Source organism: Burkholderia territorii (genome assembly GCF_001718335.1).
Lineage (GTDB): Bacteria > Pseudomonadota > Gammaproteobacteria > Burkholderiales > Burkholderiaceae > Burkholderia > Burkholderia territorii.
The window spans coordinates 1,392,690-1,410,316 of sequence record NZ_CP013366.1; the positions used below are offsets into that span (position 1 = coordinate 1,392,690).

General features: G+C 67.9%; 16 protein-coding genes. 14 read left to right on the forward strand and 2 right to left on the reverse strand.

Annotation, left to right across the window (positions count from 1 at the left end):
• Positions 1 to 10: 10 nt before the first annotated feature.
• From WS51_RS17015 to WS51_RS17080, 14 genes are all read left to right on the forward strand, one after another.
• Positions 11 to 1,396, forward strand: a complete 1,386-nt coding sequence (locus WS51_RS17015; RefSeq protein WP_059546222.1) for a flavin-containing monooxygenase — start codon at positions 11 to 13, stop codon at positions 1,394 to 1,396.
• On the forward strand, positions 1,393 to 2,109 hold the full coding sequence (locus tag WS51_RS17020) for an ABC transporter ATP-binding protein (protein ID WP_059506122.1): 717 nt from the start codon (positions 1,393 to 1,395) through the stop codon (positions 2,107 to 2,109). Before WS51_RS17015 ends, WS51_RS17020 begins: the two co-directional genes overlap by 4 nt.
• Positions 2,106 to 3,515 carry an ABC transporter permease gene (locus tag WS51_RS17025; RefSeq protein WP_069229495.1) on the forward strand — a complete coding sequence of 470 codons (1,410 nt, stop codon included), beginning with the start codon at positions 2,106 to 2,108 and terminating at the stop codon, positions 3,513 to 3,515. Before WS51_RS17020 ends, WS51_RS17025 begins: the two co-directional genes overlap by 4 nt.
• 51 nt (positions 3,516 to 3,566) lie before the next feature.
• Positions 3,567 to 4,346, forward strand: a complete 780-nt coding sequence (locus WS51_RS17030) for an outer membrane lipoprotein-sorting protein (protein WP_059546228.1) — start codon at positions 3,567 to 3,569, stop codon at positions 4,344 to 4,346.
• The gene (locus WS51_RS17035) at positions 4,343 to 5,653 is read left to right on the forward strand and encodes a hypothetical protein (RefSeq protein ID WP_059952022.1); all 1,311 of its coding nucleotides are present in this window, start codon (positions 4,343 to 4,345) and stop codon (positions 5,651 to 5,653) included. The genes WS51_RS17030 and WS51_RS17035 overlap by 4 nt, the downstream gene beginning before the upstream one ends.
• 16 nt (positions 5,654 to 5,669) lie before the next feature.
• Positions 5,670 to 6,086, forward strand: a complete 417-nt coding sequence (locus tag WS51_RS17040; RefSeq protein WP_059506130.1) for a DUF4345 domain-containing protein — start codon at positions 5,670 to 5,672, stop codon at positions 6,084 to 6,086.
• A gap of 94 nt (positions 6,087 to 6,180) precedes the next feature.
• The gene (locus WS51_RS17045) at positions 6,181 to 7,230 is read left to right on the forward strand and encodes an esterase/lipase family protein (protein WP_069229999.1); all 1,050 of its coding nucleotides are present in this window, start codon (positions 6,181 to 6,183) and stop codon (positions 7,228 to 7,230) included.
• Positions 7,231 to 7,248: 18 nt separating this feature from the next.
• Complete coding sequence (locus tag WS51_RS17050; protein ID WP_418219697.1) at positions 7,249 to 8,247, forward strand: lipase secretion chaperone; 999 nt, start codon at positions 7,249 to 7,251, stop codon at positions 8,245 to 8,247.
• A gap of 423 nt (positions 8,248 to 8,670) precedes the next feature.
• Positions 8,671 to 9,447 (forward strand): Crp/Fnr family transcriptional regulator, encoded by a 777-nt coding sequence (locus WS51_RS17055; RefSeq protein WP_059546240.1) that lies wholly within the window; start codon positions 8,671 to 8,673, stop codon positions 9,445 to 9,447.
• A 161-nt stretch (positions 9,448 to 9,608) separates the two neighbouring features.
• On the forward strand, positions 9,609 to 12,008 hold the full coding sequence (locus WS51_RS17060; RefSeq protein ID WP_059798389.1) for a putative bifunctional diguanylate cyclase/phosphodiesterase: 2,400 nt from the start codon (positions 9,609 to 9,611) through the stop codon (positions 12,006 to 12,008).
• Between the two features lie 19 nt (positions 12,009 to 12,027).
• Positions 12,028 to 12,765, forward strand: a complete 738-nt coding sequence (locus WS51_RS17065) for a TenA family transcriptional regulator (RefSeq protein ID WP_069229497.1) — start codon at positions 12,028 to 12,030, stop codon at positions 12,763 to 12,765.
• A 117-nt stretch (positions 12,766 to 12,882) separates the two neighbouring features.
• Positions 12,883 to 13,632 carry a winged helix-turn-helix domain-containing protein gene (locus WS51_RS17070; protein WP_059789865.1) on the forward strand — a complete coding sequence of 250 codons (750 nt, stop codon included), beginning with the start codon at positions 12,883 to 12,885 and terminating at the stop codon, positions 13,630 to 13,632.
• A 261-nt stretch (positions 13,633 to 13,893) separates the two neighbouring features.
• The gene (locus tag WS51_RS17075) at positions 13,894 to 14,874 is read left to right on the forward strand and encodes an NADPH:quinone oxidoreductase family protein (RefSeq protein WP_069230000.1); all 981 of its coding nucleotides are present in this window, start codon (positions 13,894 to 13,896) and stop codon (positions 14,872 to 14,874) included.
• Positions 14,875 to 14,965: 91 nt separating this feature from the next.
• Entirely contained in the window at positions 14,966 to 15,403 is a 438-nt protein-coding gene (locus tag WS51_RS17080; protein WP_081053720.1) for a nuclear transport factor 2 family protein, read from the forward strand.
• Positions 15,404 to 15,499: 96 nt separating this feature from the next.
• Here WS51_RS17080 and WS51_RS17085 read toward each other — a convergent pair whose 3' ends face one another.
• Together WS51_RS17085 and WS51_RS17090 are read right to left on the reverse strand one after the other, a co-directional pair.
• Positions 15,500 to 16,825 carry an ATP-binding protein gene (locus WS51_RS17085; protein ID WP_069229498.1) on the reverse strand — a complete coding sequence of 442 codons (1,326 nt, stop codon included), beginning with the start codon at positions 16,823 to 16,825 and terminating at the stop codon, positions 15,500 to 15,502.
• Positions 16,826 to 17,554 carry a response regulator gene (locus WS51_RS17090; RefSeq protein WP_059769754.1) on the reverse strand — a complete coding sequence of 243 codons (729 nt, stop codon included), beginning with the start codon at positions 17,552 to 17,554 and terminating at the stop codon, positions 16,826 to 16,828.
• Positions 17,555 to 17,627 lie beyond the last annotated feature (73 nt).

The window sequence follows — 17,627 nt, forward strand, 5'->3', positions numbered from 1 at the left end:
GAGGCTCACCATGACGGAGCGCAACGACGGCGCGCGATACTGCATCATCGGCGCGGGCGCGGCGGGCATTACCGCGGCGAAGAACCTGCTCGCGGCCGGCATCGACTTCGACGTGATCGAGCGCGAGGACGACGTCGGCGGCAACTGGTACTACGGCCGGCCGAGCGGCGCGGTGTACCGATCGATCCACATGATCAGCTCGAAGCGTTTTTCCGAGTACACCGACTTTCCGATTCCCGACGACTATCCGACCTACGCGCGCGGCGACCAGGCACTCGCGTATCTGCGCGCATACGCACGGCGCTTCGGCGTGTACGACCGGATCGAGTTCGGCCGCTCGGTGCTCGAGATCGCGCCGGTGCCGGGCGGCACGCAGTGGCGCGTCGAACTCGATCGCGGCGAGGTGCGGACCTACCGCGGCGTGATCGTCTGCAACGGCCACCTGTCGCATCCGCAACTGCCCGACTATCCGGGGCAATTCGACGGGCTGCAGCTTCATTCGTCGCAGTACCGCACGCCGGAGATCTTCGACGGCAAGCGCGTGCTCGTGGTCGGCGCCGGCAATTCCGGCTGCGACATCGCGGTCGAGGCGTCGCATCATGCGAGCGCGGTATTCCACAGCACGCGCCGCGGCTACTACTACTGGCCGAAATTCCTGTTCGGGATGCCGGCGGACGAGTGGGCGGAATGGCCGCTGCGGCTGCGCATGCCGCTGTGGGCGCGGCGCTTCTTCGGCGAACGGCTGCTGCGCCTCACGACGGCCGGACAGCCGGAACACTACGGGCTGCGCAAGCCCGACCACAAGCTGTTCGAATCGCATTTCATCATCAACTCGACGCTGTTCTATCACCTCGGCCATGGCGACCTCGATGCGCGGCCGGACGTGCGTGAACTGAAGGGCGATCGCGTCGTGTTCGTCGACGGCCGCGAGGAGCCGATCGACGTGATCGTGTACGCAACCGGCTACCAGCCGAGCTTCCCGTTCATCGACCAGGCGCACCTGCAATGGCGCAAGCAGCAGCCGTCGCTGTACCTGAATCTGTTCGACGCGCAGCATCGCGACCTGTTCTTCATCGGGCTGTTCCAGACGTCGACCGGCAACTGGCCGCTGATGGACTATCAGGCGCAACTGCTCGCACGCTATCTGCACGCACGCGACGCGGCGCCGCGCAAGGCCGCACGCATCGACCGGCTGATCCGGCGCGGCCGCTCGGACTGGAGCGGCGGCATCGCGTTCCATCGCACGCCGCGGCATGTGATCGAGGTCGAACATTTCGCGTACCGGCAGCAGCTGCGGCGGCTGATACGCGCGTTGCCGGCCGTGGCCGGCGGCGCGCCGGCGAGTGCGCCGGAGGCGGCGCCGGTGCGTGCGGCACGCGCGGGAGGTGCGGCGTGAGTCTCGTGCATGTCGAACATCTGTCGAAGACCTACCTGCTCGACAGCGTGCGCGTGACCGGGCTTGCCGACGTGTCGGCGACGCTCGACGCGGGCCGCTTCACGGTGCTGAGCGGCCCGTCGGGCAGCGGCAAGACGACGCTGCTGAACCTGATCGGCTGCATCGACCGCCCCGACGGCGGACGCGTGACGATTGCCGGCCACGACACGGCGTCGCTGTCCGACGATGCGCTGTCCGATTTTCGCGCGCGCCATGTCGGCCACGTGTTCCAGACCTTCAACCTGCTGCCGGTGCTGTCCGCGTACGAGAACGTCGAGTATCCGCTGCTGATGGCGGGCTGGGCGCCGGCACGGCGTACCGCGCGGGTGCGCGACCTGCTCGATGCGGTCGGCCTCGCCGACAAGGCGCGACACCGGCCGAGCCAGCTGTCGGGCGGTCAGCGCCAGCGCGTTGCGATCGCGCGGGCGCTCGCGGCCGAGCCCGCGATGGTCCTCGCGGACGAACCCACCGCGAACCTCGACAGCGCGACCGGGCACGCGATCATCGAGCTGATGCGCACGATCCAGCGCGAGCGCGACGTGTCGTTCATCGTGTCGTCGCACGATCCGCAGGTGGTGCGGGTGGCCGACGAGGTGATCCGGATTCTCGACGGCCGTATCGTCGGCCACGAACGGCCCGGCGGCGTCACGGCGACGCAGGAGGTGTGCCGATGACCCATACGCTGATGCTTGCGCTGCGCAATCTCCTCCGCAACCGCCGGCGCTCGCTGACCACGCTGCTCGCGATGATCGTCGGCGTCAGCGCGATCCTGCTGTTCGGCGGCTTCAGCCGCGACATCACGCTCGGCCTGCAGACCGACTTCGTGCAGCGCAGCGGCCATCTGCAGATCCAGCGGCAGGGCTATTTCCTGTACGGCACGGGCGATCCGGCCGCATACGGAATTCGTGACTACCCGGCGCTGATTGAACGGCTGCGGCGCGATCCGCAGCTCGCGCCGCTGCTGCAGGTCGTCACGCCGACGCTGCAGTTCGGCGGGATCGCAGGCAATTTCGCGGCCGGCGTGTCGCGCACCGTGATGGGTTTCGGCGCGATTCCGGACGACCAGTACCGGATGCAGCAATGGAACGCGTACGGGTTTCCGCTGCGCCCGCGTGCGTTCGCGTTGCGCGGCAGCGCCGACGATGCGGCGATCGTCGGCCTCGGCGTCGCGCGCGTGCTGCACCTGTGCGGCCCGCTGCGCGTGCCGGACTGCCACGATGCACCGCCGGGCCCGGCCGAGCCGGCTGCCGACGGCGCGGCCGCGAGCGCGCCGCCCGACGTGCTGGCGCTCGCCCGGGCCGAAGCCGGCACGCGGCCGGCCGACGGCGGGGCGACTCATGTCGAAGTGCTGACCGCGAGCGCGGGCGGCGCGCCGAACGTCGGTCGCTTCTCGGTCGTGAAGGCCGACCAGCAGGGCGTGAAGGAGCTCGACGACGTGTATCTCGCGGTGCGCCTGCCGCAGGCGCAGCGGCTCGTCTACGGCGGCGCTGCGCCGCGCGCGACCGCGATCGAGATCCAGCTCGCGCGCACGGCCGATCTGCCGGCGGCGCGGGCGCGCATCGAGCGGCTGCTGCACGGCGGCTTCGACGGCGAGCCGCTCGACGTCGTCGACTTCGCGACGCTGAACCCGTTCTACGACCAGACCAACCGGATGTTCTCGGTGATCTTCGGCTTCGTGTTCGTGCTGATCAGCGCGATCGTGCTGTTCGTGATCAGCAACACGATGAGCACCGCGATCATCGAACGCACCGTCGAGATCGGCACGCTGCGCGCGATGGGCATGCGACGCGGCGGCATCCAGGCGCTGTTCGTCTGCGAGGGCGCGCTGCTCGGCGTGGCCGGTGCATCGCTCGGCGTGCTGGTCGCGCTTGCGATTGCCGCGATCGTCAATCACAGCGGGCTCGCGTGGACCCCGCCCGCGCGGATCGATGCCGTCGCGCTGACGGTGCGCGTGTGGGGCGAGTGGCGAACCATCGCCGTCACGTTCGTCGGACTCGCGTGCGTGGCCGGGCTGTCCGCGTGGCTGCCGTCGCGGCACGCGGCGCGGTTGTCGATCGTCGATGCGCTGCGGCATGTGTGATGTCGCGCGAATGCCGCGTTTTTCGTTCATTTCACTTTCGGGAGAGCGCCCGTGCGTCGCCTGTTCGTTTCATGCTGTCTGAGTCTTTCGTTCCTCACTGGCGTCGCGCACGCGCAGCCGGCGCCCGATCCGCAGAAGGTGCTCGCGGCGAGCGACGCGATCCGCACGCCGGAGAAATCGTTCGTGCTGACCGCGACGCTCATCGAATACCGGTCCGGCAAGCAGGTCGACGGCAATACGCTGTCGATCCTTTCGAAGCCGGATGCGCCCGGCGGCGCGTTCCGCACGCTGGTGCGCTTCGTCGCGCCGGCGCGCGATACGGGCAAGCTGATGCTGAAGAACGGCAACGACCTGTGGTTCTACGATCCGGCGAACCAGGCGAGCGTGCGGATCTCGCCGGACCAGCGGCTGCTCGGCCAGGCCGCGAACGGCGACGTCGTGACGGTCAATCTCGCGCACGACTACGCGGCCCAGCTGAAGGGCGTCGAGGACATCGTCGACGGCGACCGGCAGACGCGCCGCGCGTACCGGCTCGCGCTCAACGGGCACGGCGAAGGGCTCACGTACCGCCGCATCGAGATCTGGATCGATGCGGCGAACAACCGGCCGCTGAAGGCACGCTTCTATTCGGAAAGCGACCGGCTGCTGAAGACCGCGTTTTATCGCCGCTACATGATGCAGCTCGGTGTCGAGCGGCCGACCGAAACCGTCATCATCGACGGGCTCGACAGCAACTGGGTCACGGTCATGCGCTTCTCCGACTACGCATGGCGCGACATTCCCGATGCATGGCTTCAGCGCGACTACCTGTCCCGCTTCCAGGCGCAATGACGGCGCGGCACCGAGGCCGGATCGCGATGCTCGCGTTCGCGCTGCTACCGGCGTTCGCGCGTGCGGCGGATGCGGGCGGGGCGGATGGCACGGCCGGCGTCGACGCGGCCGATGCCGCGGCGCTCGCGCTCGCCGACCAGCCGGCCGCGACCCCGGCCGCCACCGCGAAGCCGTGGAAGCTGAACGTGCAGGACGCGCTGCGCGCGAGCCGCTATCGCGATGGCGGCGAGGCCGGCCGCAACCAGTTGTCGGTCGAATTCGAGTACGGGCAGTGGCTGACGCCGTCGTTCGCCGCGCATTTCTCGATGCGCTTCGACCGGTTCGATCCGCTCGGCACGTCGCGCACGTCGTCGCGCGACGTGACGCTCGTGAAGGAAGCCTATGCGAGCTGGCGCGCGTCGCCTGCGCTCGTCGTCGACGCGGGCCGCGTGAACGCGCGGCTCGGCGCGGCGACCGGCTACAACCCGACCGACTTCTTCCGGGCCGGCGCGGTGAGCCTCGACGTGCCGCCCGACCCGGACAGCCGGCATACGAACCGGCTCGGCACGGTCGGATTGCGCGCCCAGCAGGTGTGGGAGACGGGATCGCTCACGACGCTGCTGTCGCCGCGCCTCGAGCGCCGCAGCCTGCCGGGCGACCCGGCCGCGGCGTCCGACCTGCAGCGCACCAACGGTGTCGACCGCTGGATGCTCGTCGCAAGCCAGCGGCTCACCGCGGCGATCCAGCCGCAGTGGATCGTCTACGGAGAAAGCGGGCAGGCGCCACAGTTCGGCCAGAATCTGAGCGTGCTGCTCGGCAACTCGGTGGTCGCGTACGTCGAATGGACGGGCGGCTACCGGCGCTCGCTGATCGCACGTGCAACGGGCGCGGCCGATGATCGTGCGTTCCGCACCAGTTCGTCGGTGGGCGCGACATGGACGCTGCCGGTCGATCTGTCGCTGACCGCCGAATTCCAGAGCAACGGCGGCGGCGCGGACGCGGCGCAATGGCGGTCGTTGCAGCGCGCGAACCCGGCTGCCTGGGGCCGCGCGGTGCAGACGTCCATCGCCGCGCAGGAACTGCAGACCCGTCACGGAATGTTCGTGATGGCGGCATGGCGTAACGTCGGCATGCGGCGCCTCGACCTGTCGGGCTTCGTGCAGGCCGACCTCGGCGGCGGCCGGCAATACTGGCTCGAGCTGCGGCGGCGTTTCGACCGGTTCGATGTCGCGCTGCAATGGCTGCATCAGGGCGGGCCGTCGTGGAGCCGCTTCGGCGCGATGCCGGAGTCGACGAGCATCCAGGTGCTGGGCATTTTCTATCGATGACGCAAGGAGAGTTCGAATGAGCAAACGCGCGCTTCAGGCGGCGACCGCCGTGCTTGCGCTGGTCCCGACGGTCACCGGAGTGCTCGGCATGATGGGCATCCGCGATCCGCTGTACGCGTCGCTTGGCATCGCGCTGCCGAGCGACGCGACGCTGGACGGCAACCTGCGCTTCTATGCGGGCGTCTGGCTCGGGCTCGGGCTGGCGGCGTTTTCGGTGATTCCGCGCATCGAGCGTCAGGGACGGCTGTTCGCGACGCTGTGGATGATGATCTTTCTCGGCGGTGTCGGGCGGCTGATTTCGCTTGCGGCGCTCGGGCTGCCGTGGCCGCCGTTCGTTGGCTTCACGGTGCTCGAAGTCGTCGGCGCGCCGTTGTTCATCGCATGGCAGCGGCGCGTGGCCGCGCAGGCCGCATGGGAGAGTGCAAATGCATGACATCGACATCAACCGGCATGTGGCGCTGCGTCGTCGCGCCGATATTTCCGTGCAGCGCATCGCGACACGCCTGCACGCCGTGGCGGCGCGATGCATGTCGGTCGTGCGCGCACGGGTCATCGCCCGCATCGTGCTGCTCGCGTGTGTCATCGCGGGTCCGGCACAGGCCGGCGCGCAGACGGCCGCCGACGACTACGCGGCGACCCGTTATCCGATCATCCTCGTACACGGGCTGACCGGAACCGACGACTATTTCGGCATCCTGCCGTACTGGTACGGCATCCAGAGCGATCTTCAGCGGCACGGCGCGACGGTCTACGTCGCCGACCTGTCCGGCTTCCAGAGCGACCTTGGTCCGAACGGGCGCGGCGAGCAGTTGCTGGCCTATGTGAAGCAGGTGCTCGCGGTCACCGGCGCGGCCAAGGTGAACCTGATCGGCCACAGCCAGGGCGGGTTGACGTCGCGATACGTGGCGTCGGTCGCACCCGCGCTCGTCGCATCGGTCACGACGATCGCGACGCCGCACCGCGGCTCGCAGTTCGCCGATTTCGTGCTGGGCGCGCTGAAGCTGGACCCGACCGGCCTGTCGACACCGGTGTTCGGCGCGCTGCTGAACCTGTTCGGTATCCTCACCAGCGACACGCACAACACCAACCAGGATGCGATCGCCGCGCTCAACGCGCTGAGCACGACCTACGTCGCGCGATTCAACCAGCTGTTCCCGAGCCCGGGGCTCGGCGCCGGCGCGTGCGGCGCCGGCGCACCGGTCGAGACGATCGGCGGCAACGTGCATCTGCTGTATTCGTGGAGCGGTGCCGCGTATCAGCCGGTGTCGCTGCTCGGTATCGTGACCGGGGCGGTCGACACCAGCGTGATTCCCGTCATCGATCCAGCGAACGTGCTGGATCCGTCGACCCTCGTGTTCCTGACGGCCGGCAACGTGATGGCGCTGGCCGGCGCCGGCGCGAACGACGGTTTCACGTCGACCTGCAGTTCGCTGTTCGGCACGGTGATTTCGACGCGCTATCGCTGGAATCACTTCGACGCGATCAACCAGTTGTTCGGCATTCGCGGCGCCTACGCGGAAGACCCGGTCGCCGCGCTGCGCGTGCAGGCGAACCGGTTGAAGCAGCAGGGCGTCTGAGCGATGGAAGTCCGGGCGATGCTGTCCCGCGCCGTGTTGTATGGCGCGACCGGGTTGATCGCGGCGGCGGCCGTGTGGCATGGGTTCGGCCGTCAGACTTCGCCGTCCGCCGCGGGCAATGCGCCGTCTGGCCGCGCCGCGCCCGGCGACGCCGCGCGGCCGCAGCCGGTGCTTGCCGCGTCCGATGTCGCGCTGCCGGCGTCGCTCGCGGGTTCGCGTGCGCCGAGCCTGCCGGTCGGGCCGGACGGGCATCTCGCGAAAGTAAGCGCGGTGCGGGAATTCTTCGATTACTTCTTGCTGGCGCGGCACGACGTGATGCCGGTGGCGCTCGATGCACTGGTCGAGCGCGAGATCGACGCACAGCCGATCGGTGCGGCGGCCCGCCGCGACGCGCGCGAACTCTGGCCGCGCTATCGCGCGTGCATCGCCGCGTTCGACGCGCAGCCGGGTGCGACACTGGCCGGCGCCAGTCTCGACCCGGACGCGATCTCGGGCGAGCTCGAGCGGCGCGCGGCGCTGGCTCGCCGCTGGCTCGGCGACTGGAGCACGCCGTTCTTCGACGCGGAATTCCGGCGTCAGCACGACGACCTCGACCGGGTCCGGATCGCGCGCGATCCGACGCTCGACGACGCGCAGAAACGCGAGCGTCTCGCCGCGCTCGACCTGACGTTGCCGCCCGGCGAGCGCGATGCACGCGCGCGCGCGGCGCGCCAACGCGACGCGATTGCAACGATTGCGCGGCTCGACGGCCAGCGCGCGACGACCGATGCGCTGCGTGCGCAGCTCGGTGCCGATGTCGCCGCGCGTGTCGCGCGGATGCAGCAGGACGACGACGCGTGGCAGGCGCGCTATCGCGACTATGCGTCCGAGCGCGACCGGCTCGATGCGCAGCAGCTTGCGCCCGACGCGCGCGATGCGCGGATCGCGCAACTGCGGCAACGCGATTTCCCGGATCCGGCGGACGCATTGCGGGCCGCGTCGCTCGACGCGGGCAGGGCCGCGGCATCGGCGCACTAGCGGCCGTCTCCGGCGTGCGTGTCGCCGCCGCACGCACACCTGTCGCGCGACAAATGCGAGATAGCCCACATTTCCCGCATTATTTTCGATTCGAGAATGATTTTAATTTCCCGTGTAAATAGCATTGCCGCGTATTGGCATTCGCCCGGCATTTTCAATGATTCATCGAGCAATCCACCTTATATGAAGCGGGTTTAAATCGTGGATTTTTGATTGACGATGCAAGTATCCGGAAATGGTGAATCGAACTGTCAAATTACTTCATGTAACAAAAGCGAAGTGTCGCGAACCGCAGGGCCGCGTGATACCTTTTTACTCAATGTCACCGCGACGACAAGGCGGAAACGCCGTAAAACCGGTGCGGTAAAAACAGCATGAAGATTCGTTGGCCGAGGGGCAGGGATACAACGTACGAGGTGTGCCGTGAAACATCAGGCCAACAACGTCATCGAGTTGCCGCATGCGCTTGGTGCCAATCATTTCCTGTCTGCGCTCGATGGAATTAGCCGTTCGGAATTGGCGCCGCATTTGATGCTTTCCAATCTCAAGACCGGGCAGGTGCTGTGCGATGCCGGCGAGGATCTGGAGGCCGTCTATTTTCCGGTGACGGCGGGTATTTCGCTGCAATACACGGCGGGCGGCAAGATGACGCTCGGCGTGACGGAAATCGGCCGCGAAGGCATCGTGTGCGACGACGTCATCGGCAGCGCGATGCAGCGCCGCGTCGTCGTCTATCGCGGCGGCTTCGCGTACCGGTTGTATGTGCGCCGGTTCGCCAGCGTGTGCGACGCATCGGCGGCGATCCGGCGGCAGATCTTCGTGCGGATGCAACTGGTGCTGTCCCAGGCATCGCAGGTCATGTTCTGCAGCCGCCACCACGTGATGCGGCATCAACTGAGCCGCTGGCTGCTGATCGCTTACGAGCGCTCGCGCAGCATCGAAATCCCGGTCACGCACGGCATGCTGGGCCAGATGCTGGGCGTGCGCCGCGAGACCGTCACCGATACCACGCGGCAGCTTCACGAGCTCGGCGTGATTCATCAGCATCGCGGTGCCATCGTGCTGACCGATCTCGCCGGTCTCGAGCGGCAGGGCTGCGACTGCCATCGGGTCATCCGCGACGAAACGCGCCGCATTCTCGCGATCGATGACGGCACGGGCGGCGGTGTCGAGCTGTCGCGACGCGTCTGGACGACCTAGTCGGCGGCGTGGCGTGCTGCGGCTCGGCGCCCGCCGGTGTGCCGTCCCGCCACGACTGCATGAGCGCCGGCGCGTCGGGACGGAAGGGGGAGAGGCCGGAGCGCGCAGCGATGCGGCAGGCCGGCGGCATCGAGAAGAATCAGAAAAGAAGTCAATCAGGTATGGAAAACATTTCGAAGCTCCAGAGTCAACGCAGCTCGTTTCATGTGTGGCCATGGAGTCCGGCGCTCGGCATCCTGCCGATCGTCGTCGTGATCGTCGCGCTGGCCGGGTTCGTCGCCGTCAGCCTGATCGTGATCATGTCGTTGCGCGTGTACGTCGGCGGCGAGAGCAGTTGGTCGAAGGCGCAAAAGGACGAGATCATCCTGCTGAGCCGCTACGGGCAGACCGGCGACGCAAAGCTGTTCGACGATTATCTGGCAGTCGATCGAACCCTCGCATTTCTCGGCGTCGCGCGCCGCGCGATGACCAGCCTGCCGCCGGACCACGGCGTGGCGCGCCGGGCGTTGATCGCGGCGGGCATCAATCCCGTCGACGCGGCGGCAGTGGTGTGGTTTTATCCGATCCTGAGCAGTTTTGCGCGCCTGAACGCCGCGTTGCAATACTGGGAGGACGCGGATCGGCAACTGGTCGACCTGCGCGAGATCGCCGATGCGCTGCGCGAGTCCGTGCATGCGGACGACGTCCGGCGCACGAGCCGCCTGAACCGCGCGATCTGGGATCTCAATTCGCACATCGAACCGTTGCCGAAGCGCTTTTCCGCCGAGCTGAGCGCCGAATTCCGCTCGGCCGTCATCCAGCTGTTCCTGTCATACATCGTCGCGTCGCTGCTGATCATCCTGTTGTCCGTGCGATGGGCGAGCCGCGCGCAACGCCAGCAGGTGTCGATGCAGACCGAACTCGACCGGAGCCAGGCGTTCGCGGAAGCCGCGCTGCGCTCGGTCGCCGATGCGATCGTCACGATCGGCCTCACGCGCAGCATCGAAACCGTCAATCCGGCTGCCGAGCAACTGCTCGGCGCGTCCTCGCAGCAGTGCGTCGGCAAGCCGATCAACGACGTGCTGGACCTGATCGACACGTCGACCGGCATGTCGATCAAGCTGCTCGCGTCGCTCAGCAACAGCGGCGATCACACGTTTACCCGCGATCTCGACCTGATCCGCGTGTGCGGCTCCGCGGTGCCGGTGCGCGCGTCGCTGTCGAAGATGGACAACACCGCGGGCCGCTGCGTCGGCTACGTGCTGATCCTGCGCGACATGACACGCGAACACCAGTTGATCGAGAAGCTGACATGGCAGGCATCGCACGATGCGCTGACCGGCCTCATCAACCGCACGGCGTTCGAGCGGCGCCTGGGCGACGGGCTGGCGCAACGCGGCGACGGGATGTTGCTGGTACTCGACCTGGACGGCTTCAAGGAAGTCAACGACGTGTGCGGGCACGCGGCCGGCGATGCGCTGCTGCGCGAAGCGACGGCGGTGTTCGCGCGCTGTCTCGACGACGGTGACGTGATCGGCCGCCTGGGCGGCGACGAATTCGGCATCCTGCTGCCGGGCGGTCGCGATGGCGCGCGGGACGGCGGCAAGGCGGAACGCATCCGCGCGAGTCTCGAGGACTTCACGTTTCTGTGGGAGGGCGAGCCGTTCAAGATCAGCGTGAGCATCGGCGTGCTCGATCTCGCCTGCCGGCCCGAGAGCGTCGAGAAGGCGATGCAGATGGCCGACATCGCGTGCTACGTCGCGAAGGATCGCGGCCGCAATCGCGTGCACGTCGCGGATTCGCGCGACATGAACTCGGGCCGTCAGGCGTACCACATGCAGTGGAGCCGGCGCGTGAAGACCGCGCTGGAAACGAATTCCTTCCAGTTGTATGCGCAACGTATCGTGCCGATCCAGCCGGCACTCGGCGCGCAGGAGCGCGCGGAGATCCTGCTGCGCATCCCGGATGCCGACGGCAAGCTGATCTCGCCGGTCTTCCTGCCGGCCGCCGAGCGCTACGGCCACATGACGATGATCGACCGCTGGGTCGTGCGCACCGTGATCCGGCGTCTCGCGCGGCTCGAACAGCGCCAGTACGTCGAATACAACGTGAATCTGTCGGCGATGTCGATCACCGACGAGCGCTTCGTGGAGTTCGTGATCGCCGAGCTGTCGGCGTCGGGGCTCGACCCGTCGCTGCTGTGTTTCGAAATCACGGAGACGAGCGCGGTGCGCAACCTCGAGGTCGCGTCGCGTTTCATGTGCGAGCTGCGCGATCTCGGCTGCCGCTTCGCACTAGACGACTTCGGCGCCGGCATGTCGTCGTTTTCGTATCTGCGCCAGTTGCCGATCGACTACCTGAAGATCGACGGCGGCCTCGTGGCGACCATGACGTCCGACAGCATCAAGCGCGGCATCGCGTCCGCGATCAACGACATCGCGCACGTGATGCAGTACCGCACCGTCGCCGAGCACGTCGAGGACACGGCGACGGCCGAGATGCTGCGTGCGCTCGGCGTCGACTATTGCCAGGGCTATTACTTCAGCCGCCCCGCGCCCTGGCGGGAAGGGGGATTCCATTGAACAAGCGAGGTACGAACGCATGAGTGCTCCATTTGAACTGACCGGCGACCTGATGGACCTGGCGAGCTATCCGGCCTGGCTGCGCGACGTGGTCGGCGCGACCGACGAACTGAAGGCGCGCGTCCGGGCGCATCCGGTGTTCGCGGCGATGAGCGGCGGGACGCTGCGCGCGTCGCAACTGCGCGCCTTCTTCGTGACCGGCTGGGCGGTGGTCAGCCAGTTTCCGGAATACATGGCGATGAACCTGGTGAAGACCGCCGCCTATCGGTCGCGCGGCGAGGAAAAGGCGCGGCGCTATCTGATCCGCAATATCCGCGTCGAGCAGAATCACGTCGATCACTGGGCCAACTGGGCCGCGGAATCGGGCGTGACTATCGACATGCTGCTGCGCGGCGAGGCGCCGCTCGCCGGATTCGCGCTGAGCCACTGGTGCTGGAAGAGCGCCAGCGCAGACGCTCTCGCGCCGAGCATCGCCGCGACCAATTACGCGATCGAAGGCGTGACCGGCGAGTGGAGTGCGCTGCTTTGCGCATCGCCGTACGAACAGCAGTTCGATCCGGCCGTCCGGCATCGCGCGATGCGCTGGCTCAAGCTGCATGCCGATTACGACGACCGGCATCCCTGGGAGGCACTGGACATCGTCGCGACGCTGCTCGGCCGGTCGCCGGCGCCCAGCGACGTGCGGGAGGTCGAGGCGTCGATTCGCAAGAGCCTGAGCTATTTTCTGACGAGTCTCGATTGCTGCATGCATGTGTAGTCGCCGGTGCCGCACGCTCGCGGGTTCGTGCAGGCCGTGCCGGGCCGTTGCGGCCGGACCGCGAGGCGACGTGACGTCGCGATGCACTGTTCGAGCCGTCGTGCCGGGCGATTTCTTATGACCACCCGAGTTCTCGTCGTAGAGCCCGATCCGCGCGTGCGCGACATGATGCGTGCGCTGCTGCGCGGCTGCCAGATCGATTCGTCCGCGCTCGACGACGTGTCGCTGCTGCTGGCGCACGTGACCGAGGCACCGCCCACGCTGATCGTGTTGCGGGTCGAACGGCCGGCCACGGCGTTCCACATGGCGCTCGGTGCGCTGCGGCGTGCCGGCCACGACATGCCGGTGATCGTGATCAGCCGCGACGCGCAAGTGGTCGACAAGGTCGTCGCGCTCGAGCTCGGTGCGGACGACTACGTCGTGGAGCCGTTCGAGCCGATGGAACTGGTCGCGCGCGTGCGCAGCGCGATGCGCCGGTATGCGGCGAACCGCGCGGAGCCGGTGCGCGCGGGCGGGAAACCCGAATCCTACGCATTCGGCGACATCGAGGTGAATTTCGTCAGTCGGCGCGCGACCCGCGCGGGATACGACCTCGGGTTGCGTGCGAGCGAATTCGCGCTGCTCGAGCTGTTCATCTCGCAACCGATGCGCGTGCTGTCGCGCACGGAGATTCTCGCGCTGCTGGGATTGAACGTGGCCGGACGCTCCGAGCGTGGGCTCGACGTGCTGATTTTCCGGCTACGCAACCTGATCGAGCGGGCCGTCGGCGATTATCGCTATATCCGCACCGTGCGCGGGAAGGGCTACATTTTCGTGCCGCTCGGCACGCTGGCCGACGACGACGCGGACTTGCCGCCGCACGCGTGAGCCGGGGCCCGGGCACGCTGCGCATCGCGCGCGGAGCGTCGCGTGCCTCGACCCGTATCGATGCGCGTCCCATCTTCGTATGGCGCCATCGCGCCCGGATTCCCGTCGGGGCGACCTGCCATTGTCGTTTTAGAACGACCGTGCTAAGTTTCCCGCCAGCATGCGCAGTCACGACTCAATCGGCCGGTTCCGGCGCCGCCGGCGGGCGCGTCCCGCTGCCGTATCGATGCGCGGCGCTGTCGCGCAAGGAGAATGGAGAGCATGAAAGCCCTGTTGTGTACCGCATTCGGCCCGATCGACCGCTTGCGTATCGAGGATGTCGCGATTCCCGAACCGGCCGCCGGCCAGGTGCGGATCCGCGTGAAGGCGGCGTCGCTCAATTTCCCCGATGCGCTGATCGTCCAGGGGCTGTATCAGGTGAAGCCGTCGCTGCCGTTTTCGCCGGGCGCGGAATTCGCCGGCGTGATCGACGCGGTCGGCGACGGCGTGAGCACCTGGCGGCCGGGCGACGCGGTGGTCGCATTCACCGGCCACGGCGGCTTCGCCGGCCAATGCGTGGCCGACGTCCACCAGATCGCGGCGCTGCCGCCGGGGATGTCGTTCGAGCAGGGCGCGGCGCTCGTGCTGGCCTACGGCACGTCGCTGCATGCGCTCCAGCAGCGCGCACGCCTGCAGCAGGGCGAGACGCTGCTGGTGCTGGGCGCGGCCGGCGGTGTCGGGCTCGCCGCGATCGAGATTGCGAAGGCGCTGGGCGCGCGCGTGATCGCGGCCGCGTCGAGCGCGGAGAAACTCGCGCTATGCCGCGAGGCCGGCGCCGACGAGACGATCGACTACGCGACCGAGGATCTGCGGCGCCGCGTCGACGAACTGACCGGCGGACGCGGCGCGGACGTCGTCTACGATCCGGTCGGCGGCGCGTACAGCGAGGCGGCGCTGCGCGCGACCGCGCGGCGCGGCCGGTTCCTCGTGGTCGGTTTTGCAGCGGGCGAAATTCCGAAGATCGCGCTGAATCTTGCACTGCTCAAGGAGCGCGACATCCTGGGCGTATTCTGGGGCGACGCGGTGCGGCGCGACCCCGCGCAACATGCAGCGAACATGCACCAGCTCGCGCAATGGTTCGCGGCCGGCAAGGTGCGGCCCGCGATCACCGAGCGCGTGCCGCTCGCGGGCGCGGCCGACGCGATCGCGCGCATGGCGAACCGGCAGGTGAAGGGCAAGGTCGTGATCCTGCCGGATGCATGACGCGCGCCGTGCCGGACGATGCGAGGGCGGCCCGATCCGCCGCCGCCTTCGGTCGAGCATCCTTTGTGTGACGTCCCCGGAGTCGTTGAGTATGCAACCTTTATCGAATGTGCAGCCCGCCGTCGCGAAATCGCTCGCGACCTGGCACGCGATGCTCGCGCGCAAGGACTTCAGCGAGCTCGACACGATCGTCCATCCGGACGCCGTGTTCCGGTCGCCGATGGCGTTCAAGCCGTACGGACCGGCGCCCGCGCTGCTGCTGGCGCTGCGCACGGTGCTGACGATCCTCGAGAACTTCGAATATCACCGCGCGTTCGCCGATGACGACGGCACGAGTGTCGTGCTGGAATTCAGTGCGACGGTCGGCGACAAGCGGCTGAAGGGGATCGACATGATCCGCTTCGACACCGACGGACGGATCGTCGAATTCGAGGTAATGATCCGCCCGTTCAATGCGTTGCAGGCGCTCGGCGCGGAAATGGGCGCGCGGCTCGGGCAGCAGTTGCCGGCGTTCAAGGTCGGCGGATAAGCGACGCCGATCGACGGCTGCGACGCCGCGAAGCGTCGCGCCTCCTGCTTTCATCCGACGCGCTCGGTCCGCTCGCGTGTTCGTGACGAACATGCATCAGCACGCCGACGACCCATCACTGCGGAACGCCGGCAACGCATGCGACGGCAGCGTCATCACGAAGCGTGCGCCACCGAGCGGCGAATCCTCGAGCCGCACATCGCCGCCGTGTACGAGCGCGACGCGGCGCACGATCGCGAGCCCGAGGCCGAACCCGCCCGTCTGCCGATCGCGGCTCGAGTCGAGCCGCTGGAACGGTTCGAACACGCGCGCGCGTTCGGCGACCGGAATGCCGGGGCCGTCGTCGTCCACGCTGAGCACGAGCGCGCCGCACGCATCGTGCGTGGCGGACAGCAGGATCGTGCGCGACGCATAACGCGCGGCGTTGCGGATCAGGTTCAGCAGCGCCCGCGCGACGAGTTTCGGATCGCAGACGTGGGTCGCAGGCGCGCCGGTCGTCGCGACGCCGAGCGTGAGGCCGCGATCCGCGACATCGTTCGCGACGTTGCCGGCGACGCTGTCGATCAGCGCGTCGACGACGACGTCCATTGGCGCGAGCTCGCTTGCCCCCTGTTCCAACCGCCCGATCGTCAGCAGCTCGGTAACGAGTTCGTCGAGTTCGCGCACGTCGCGCCGCAGTTCGTCGCGACGTGCGCGCATCCGCCCGTTGTCGTCGGAATCGGCGAGCAGCGCGAGGCCGAATTCGAGGCGGGCGAGCGGCGTCTTCAGCTCGTGCGAGATGCCGTGCATCATCTCGCGCTGCTGCTTGATCGACGCTTCGATCCGCTCGGCCATGTCGTTGAACTGCCGCGACAGCTCGTAGATGTTCGACCGCCCGGACACCTTCACGCGCGTCGACAGGTTGCCCGCGCCGAACGCGTGCGCGGCGGCCTGCAGCTTGCGCAGGTCGCGCCAGTGATACGAGATCCACAGCGCGACGGCGAACAGCGCCGCGAGCGCGGTCATCCCGTATGCGTAGATCTGGATGTCGAGATCGGCCGGCGCGATGGGGCGAGCATGCAGGACCGAGCCGTCCGCGAGCGGCATGTAGTAGTTCCTGCGGTCGTAACTGATCGCGATCCGGCCGGCGTCCAGATCGCGCAACGGCGCGCCGGTCAGTGCGGCACGGGCGTCGGCCATCGTCACGAAACCGAATCGCTCGTTGCCGTGCTGCGCAAGTTCCCGCAGCGCGAGGGAGCGTTTCCCGCCCGGATGACGTTCGAGGTAGTCGTTCAGCACGAATGCGTAAGTGGTCAGCGCGTCGCGCTGCGCCTGCGCCACCCGCTCGTAGAAGATTCTGTTGAACGACCATTGAATGAAGACGATCGCTGCGGCACAGCACAGGATCACGATGAGGTACAGCCTGATCAGAGAGCGCAGCATTCAGTCGTCCCACGCAGAAGGGCTGAACAGGTAGCCGCGGCCCCAGATCGTCTTGATCCGTTGCGGCTCCGACGAAGCGTCCTCGAAGCGTCGGCGCAGCTTCGAGATGCCCGAGTCGACCGAGCGGTCGATGCCGTCGAATTCGATTCCGCGCAACTGCTTCAGGATCGCGTCGCGACTGAGCACCGTGCCGGCCGAGCGGGCGAGGATCAGCAGCAGGTTGAATTCGGTGGTCTTGAGGTCGACGAGTTCACCGCGCCACGTGACGGTGCGGTTCGGTGCCGAAATCGCCAGTTCGCCGAACACGAGTTCGTGCGCCGGCGTGTCGGCGTGCGGCTCCGACGCGGCGGGCTGCGCGCGACGCAACAGTGCGCGGGCACGCGCGACAAGCACCCGCGGCTCGATCGGCTTGGTCACGTAGTCGTCGGCGCCGATTTCGAGGCCGGCGACCTGGTCGTAGACGTCGGCGCGCGCGGTCAGGATCAGCACGGGAACGTTGGTGAACGCGCGCATGCGCCGGCAGACTTCCATCCCGTCGAGATGCGGCAGCATCAGGTCGAGTATCACGAGTGCGGGCCGATGTTCGCGTATTGCGGCGACCGCGAGATCGCCGCGGCGCACGACCGTCACCTCGAACTCGTAGCCGTCGAGGTACTCGCGCACGAGACGTGCGAGACGGTCGTCATCCTCGATCAGCAGCACGCGATGTTTGAGCGGATTGTCGTTCATGGGTCTCCTCGAAATGCGCGCGTCCTCCGTCATCCTGCCGGCGGCGCGGAGCGCGGCACGCGAATTCTATCCG

Bases quoted from the DNA above. Each gene is read 5' to 3' on its own strand.
- WS51_RS17015 (WP_059546222.1), top strand. From the start codon at position 11: ATGACGGAGCGCAACGACGGCGCGCGATACTGCATCATCGGCGCGGGC.
- WS51_RS17025 (WP_069229495.1), top strand. From the start codon at position 2,106: ATGACCCATACGCTGATGCTTGCGCTGCGCAATCTCCTCCGCAACCGC.
- WS51_RS17035 (WP_059952022.1), top strand. From the start codon at position 4,343: ATGACGGCGCGGCACCGAGGCCGGATCGCGATGCTCGCGTTCGCGCTG.
- WS51_RS17040 (WP_059506130.1), top strand. From the start codon at position 5,670: ATGAGCAAACGCGCGCTTCAGGCGGCGACCGCCGTGCTTGCGCTGGTC.
- WS51_RS17045 (WP_069229999.1), top strand. From the start codon at position 6,181: ATGTCGGTCGTGCGCGCACGGGTCATCGCCCGCATCGTGCTGCTCGCG.
- WS51_RS17050 (WP_418219697.1), top strand. From the start codon at position 7,249: ATGCTGTCCCGCGCCGTGTTGTATGGCGCGACCGGGTTGATCGCGGCG.
- WS51_RS17060 (WP_059798389.1), top strand. From the start codon at position 9,609: ATGGAAAACATTTCGAAGCTCCAGAGTCAACGCAGCTCGTTTCATGTG.
- WS51_RS17065 (WP_069229497.1), top strand. From the start codon at position 12,028: ATGAGTGCTCCATTTGAACTGACCGGCGACCTGATGGACCTGGCGAGC.
- WS51_RS17070 (WP_059789865.1), top strand. From the start codon at position 12,883: ATGACCACCCGAGTTCTCGTCGTAGAGCCCGATCCGCGCGTGCGCGAC.
- WS51_RS17075 (WP_069230000.1), top strand. From the start codon at position 13,894: ATGAAAGCCCTGTTGTGTACCGCATTCGGCCCGATCGACCGCTTGCGT.
- WS51_RS17080 (WP_081053720.1), top strand. From the start codon at position 14,966: ATGCAACCTTTATCGAATGTGCAGCCCGCCGTCGCGAAATCGCTCGCG.
- WS51_RS17085 (WP_069229498.1), bottom strand. From the start codon at position 16,825: ATGCTGCGCTCTCTGATCAGGCTGTACCTCATCGTGATCCTGTGCTGT.
- WS51_RS17090 (WP_059769754.1), bottom strand. From the start codon at position 17,554: ATGAACGACAATCCGCTCAAACATCGCGTGCTGCTGATCGAGGATGAC.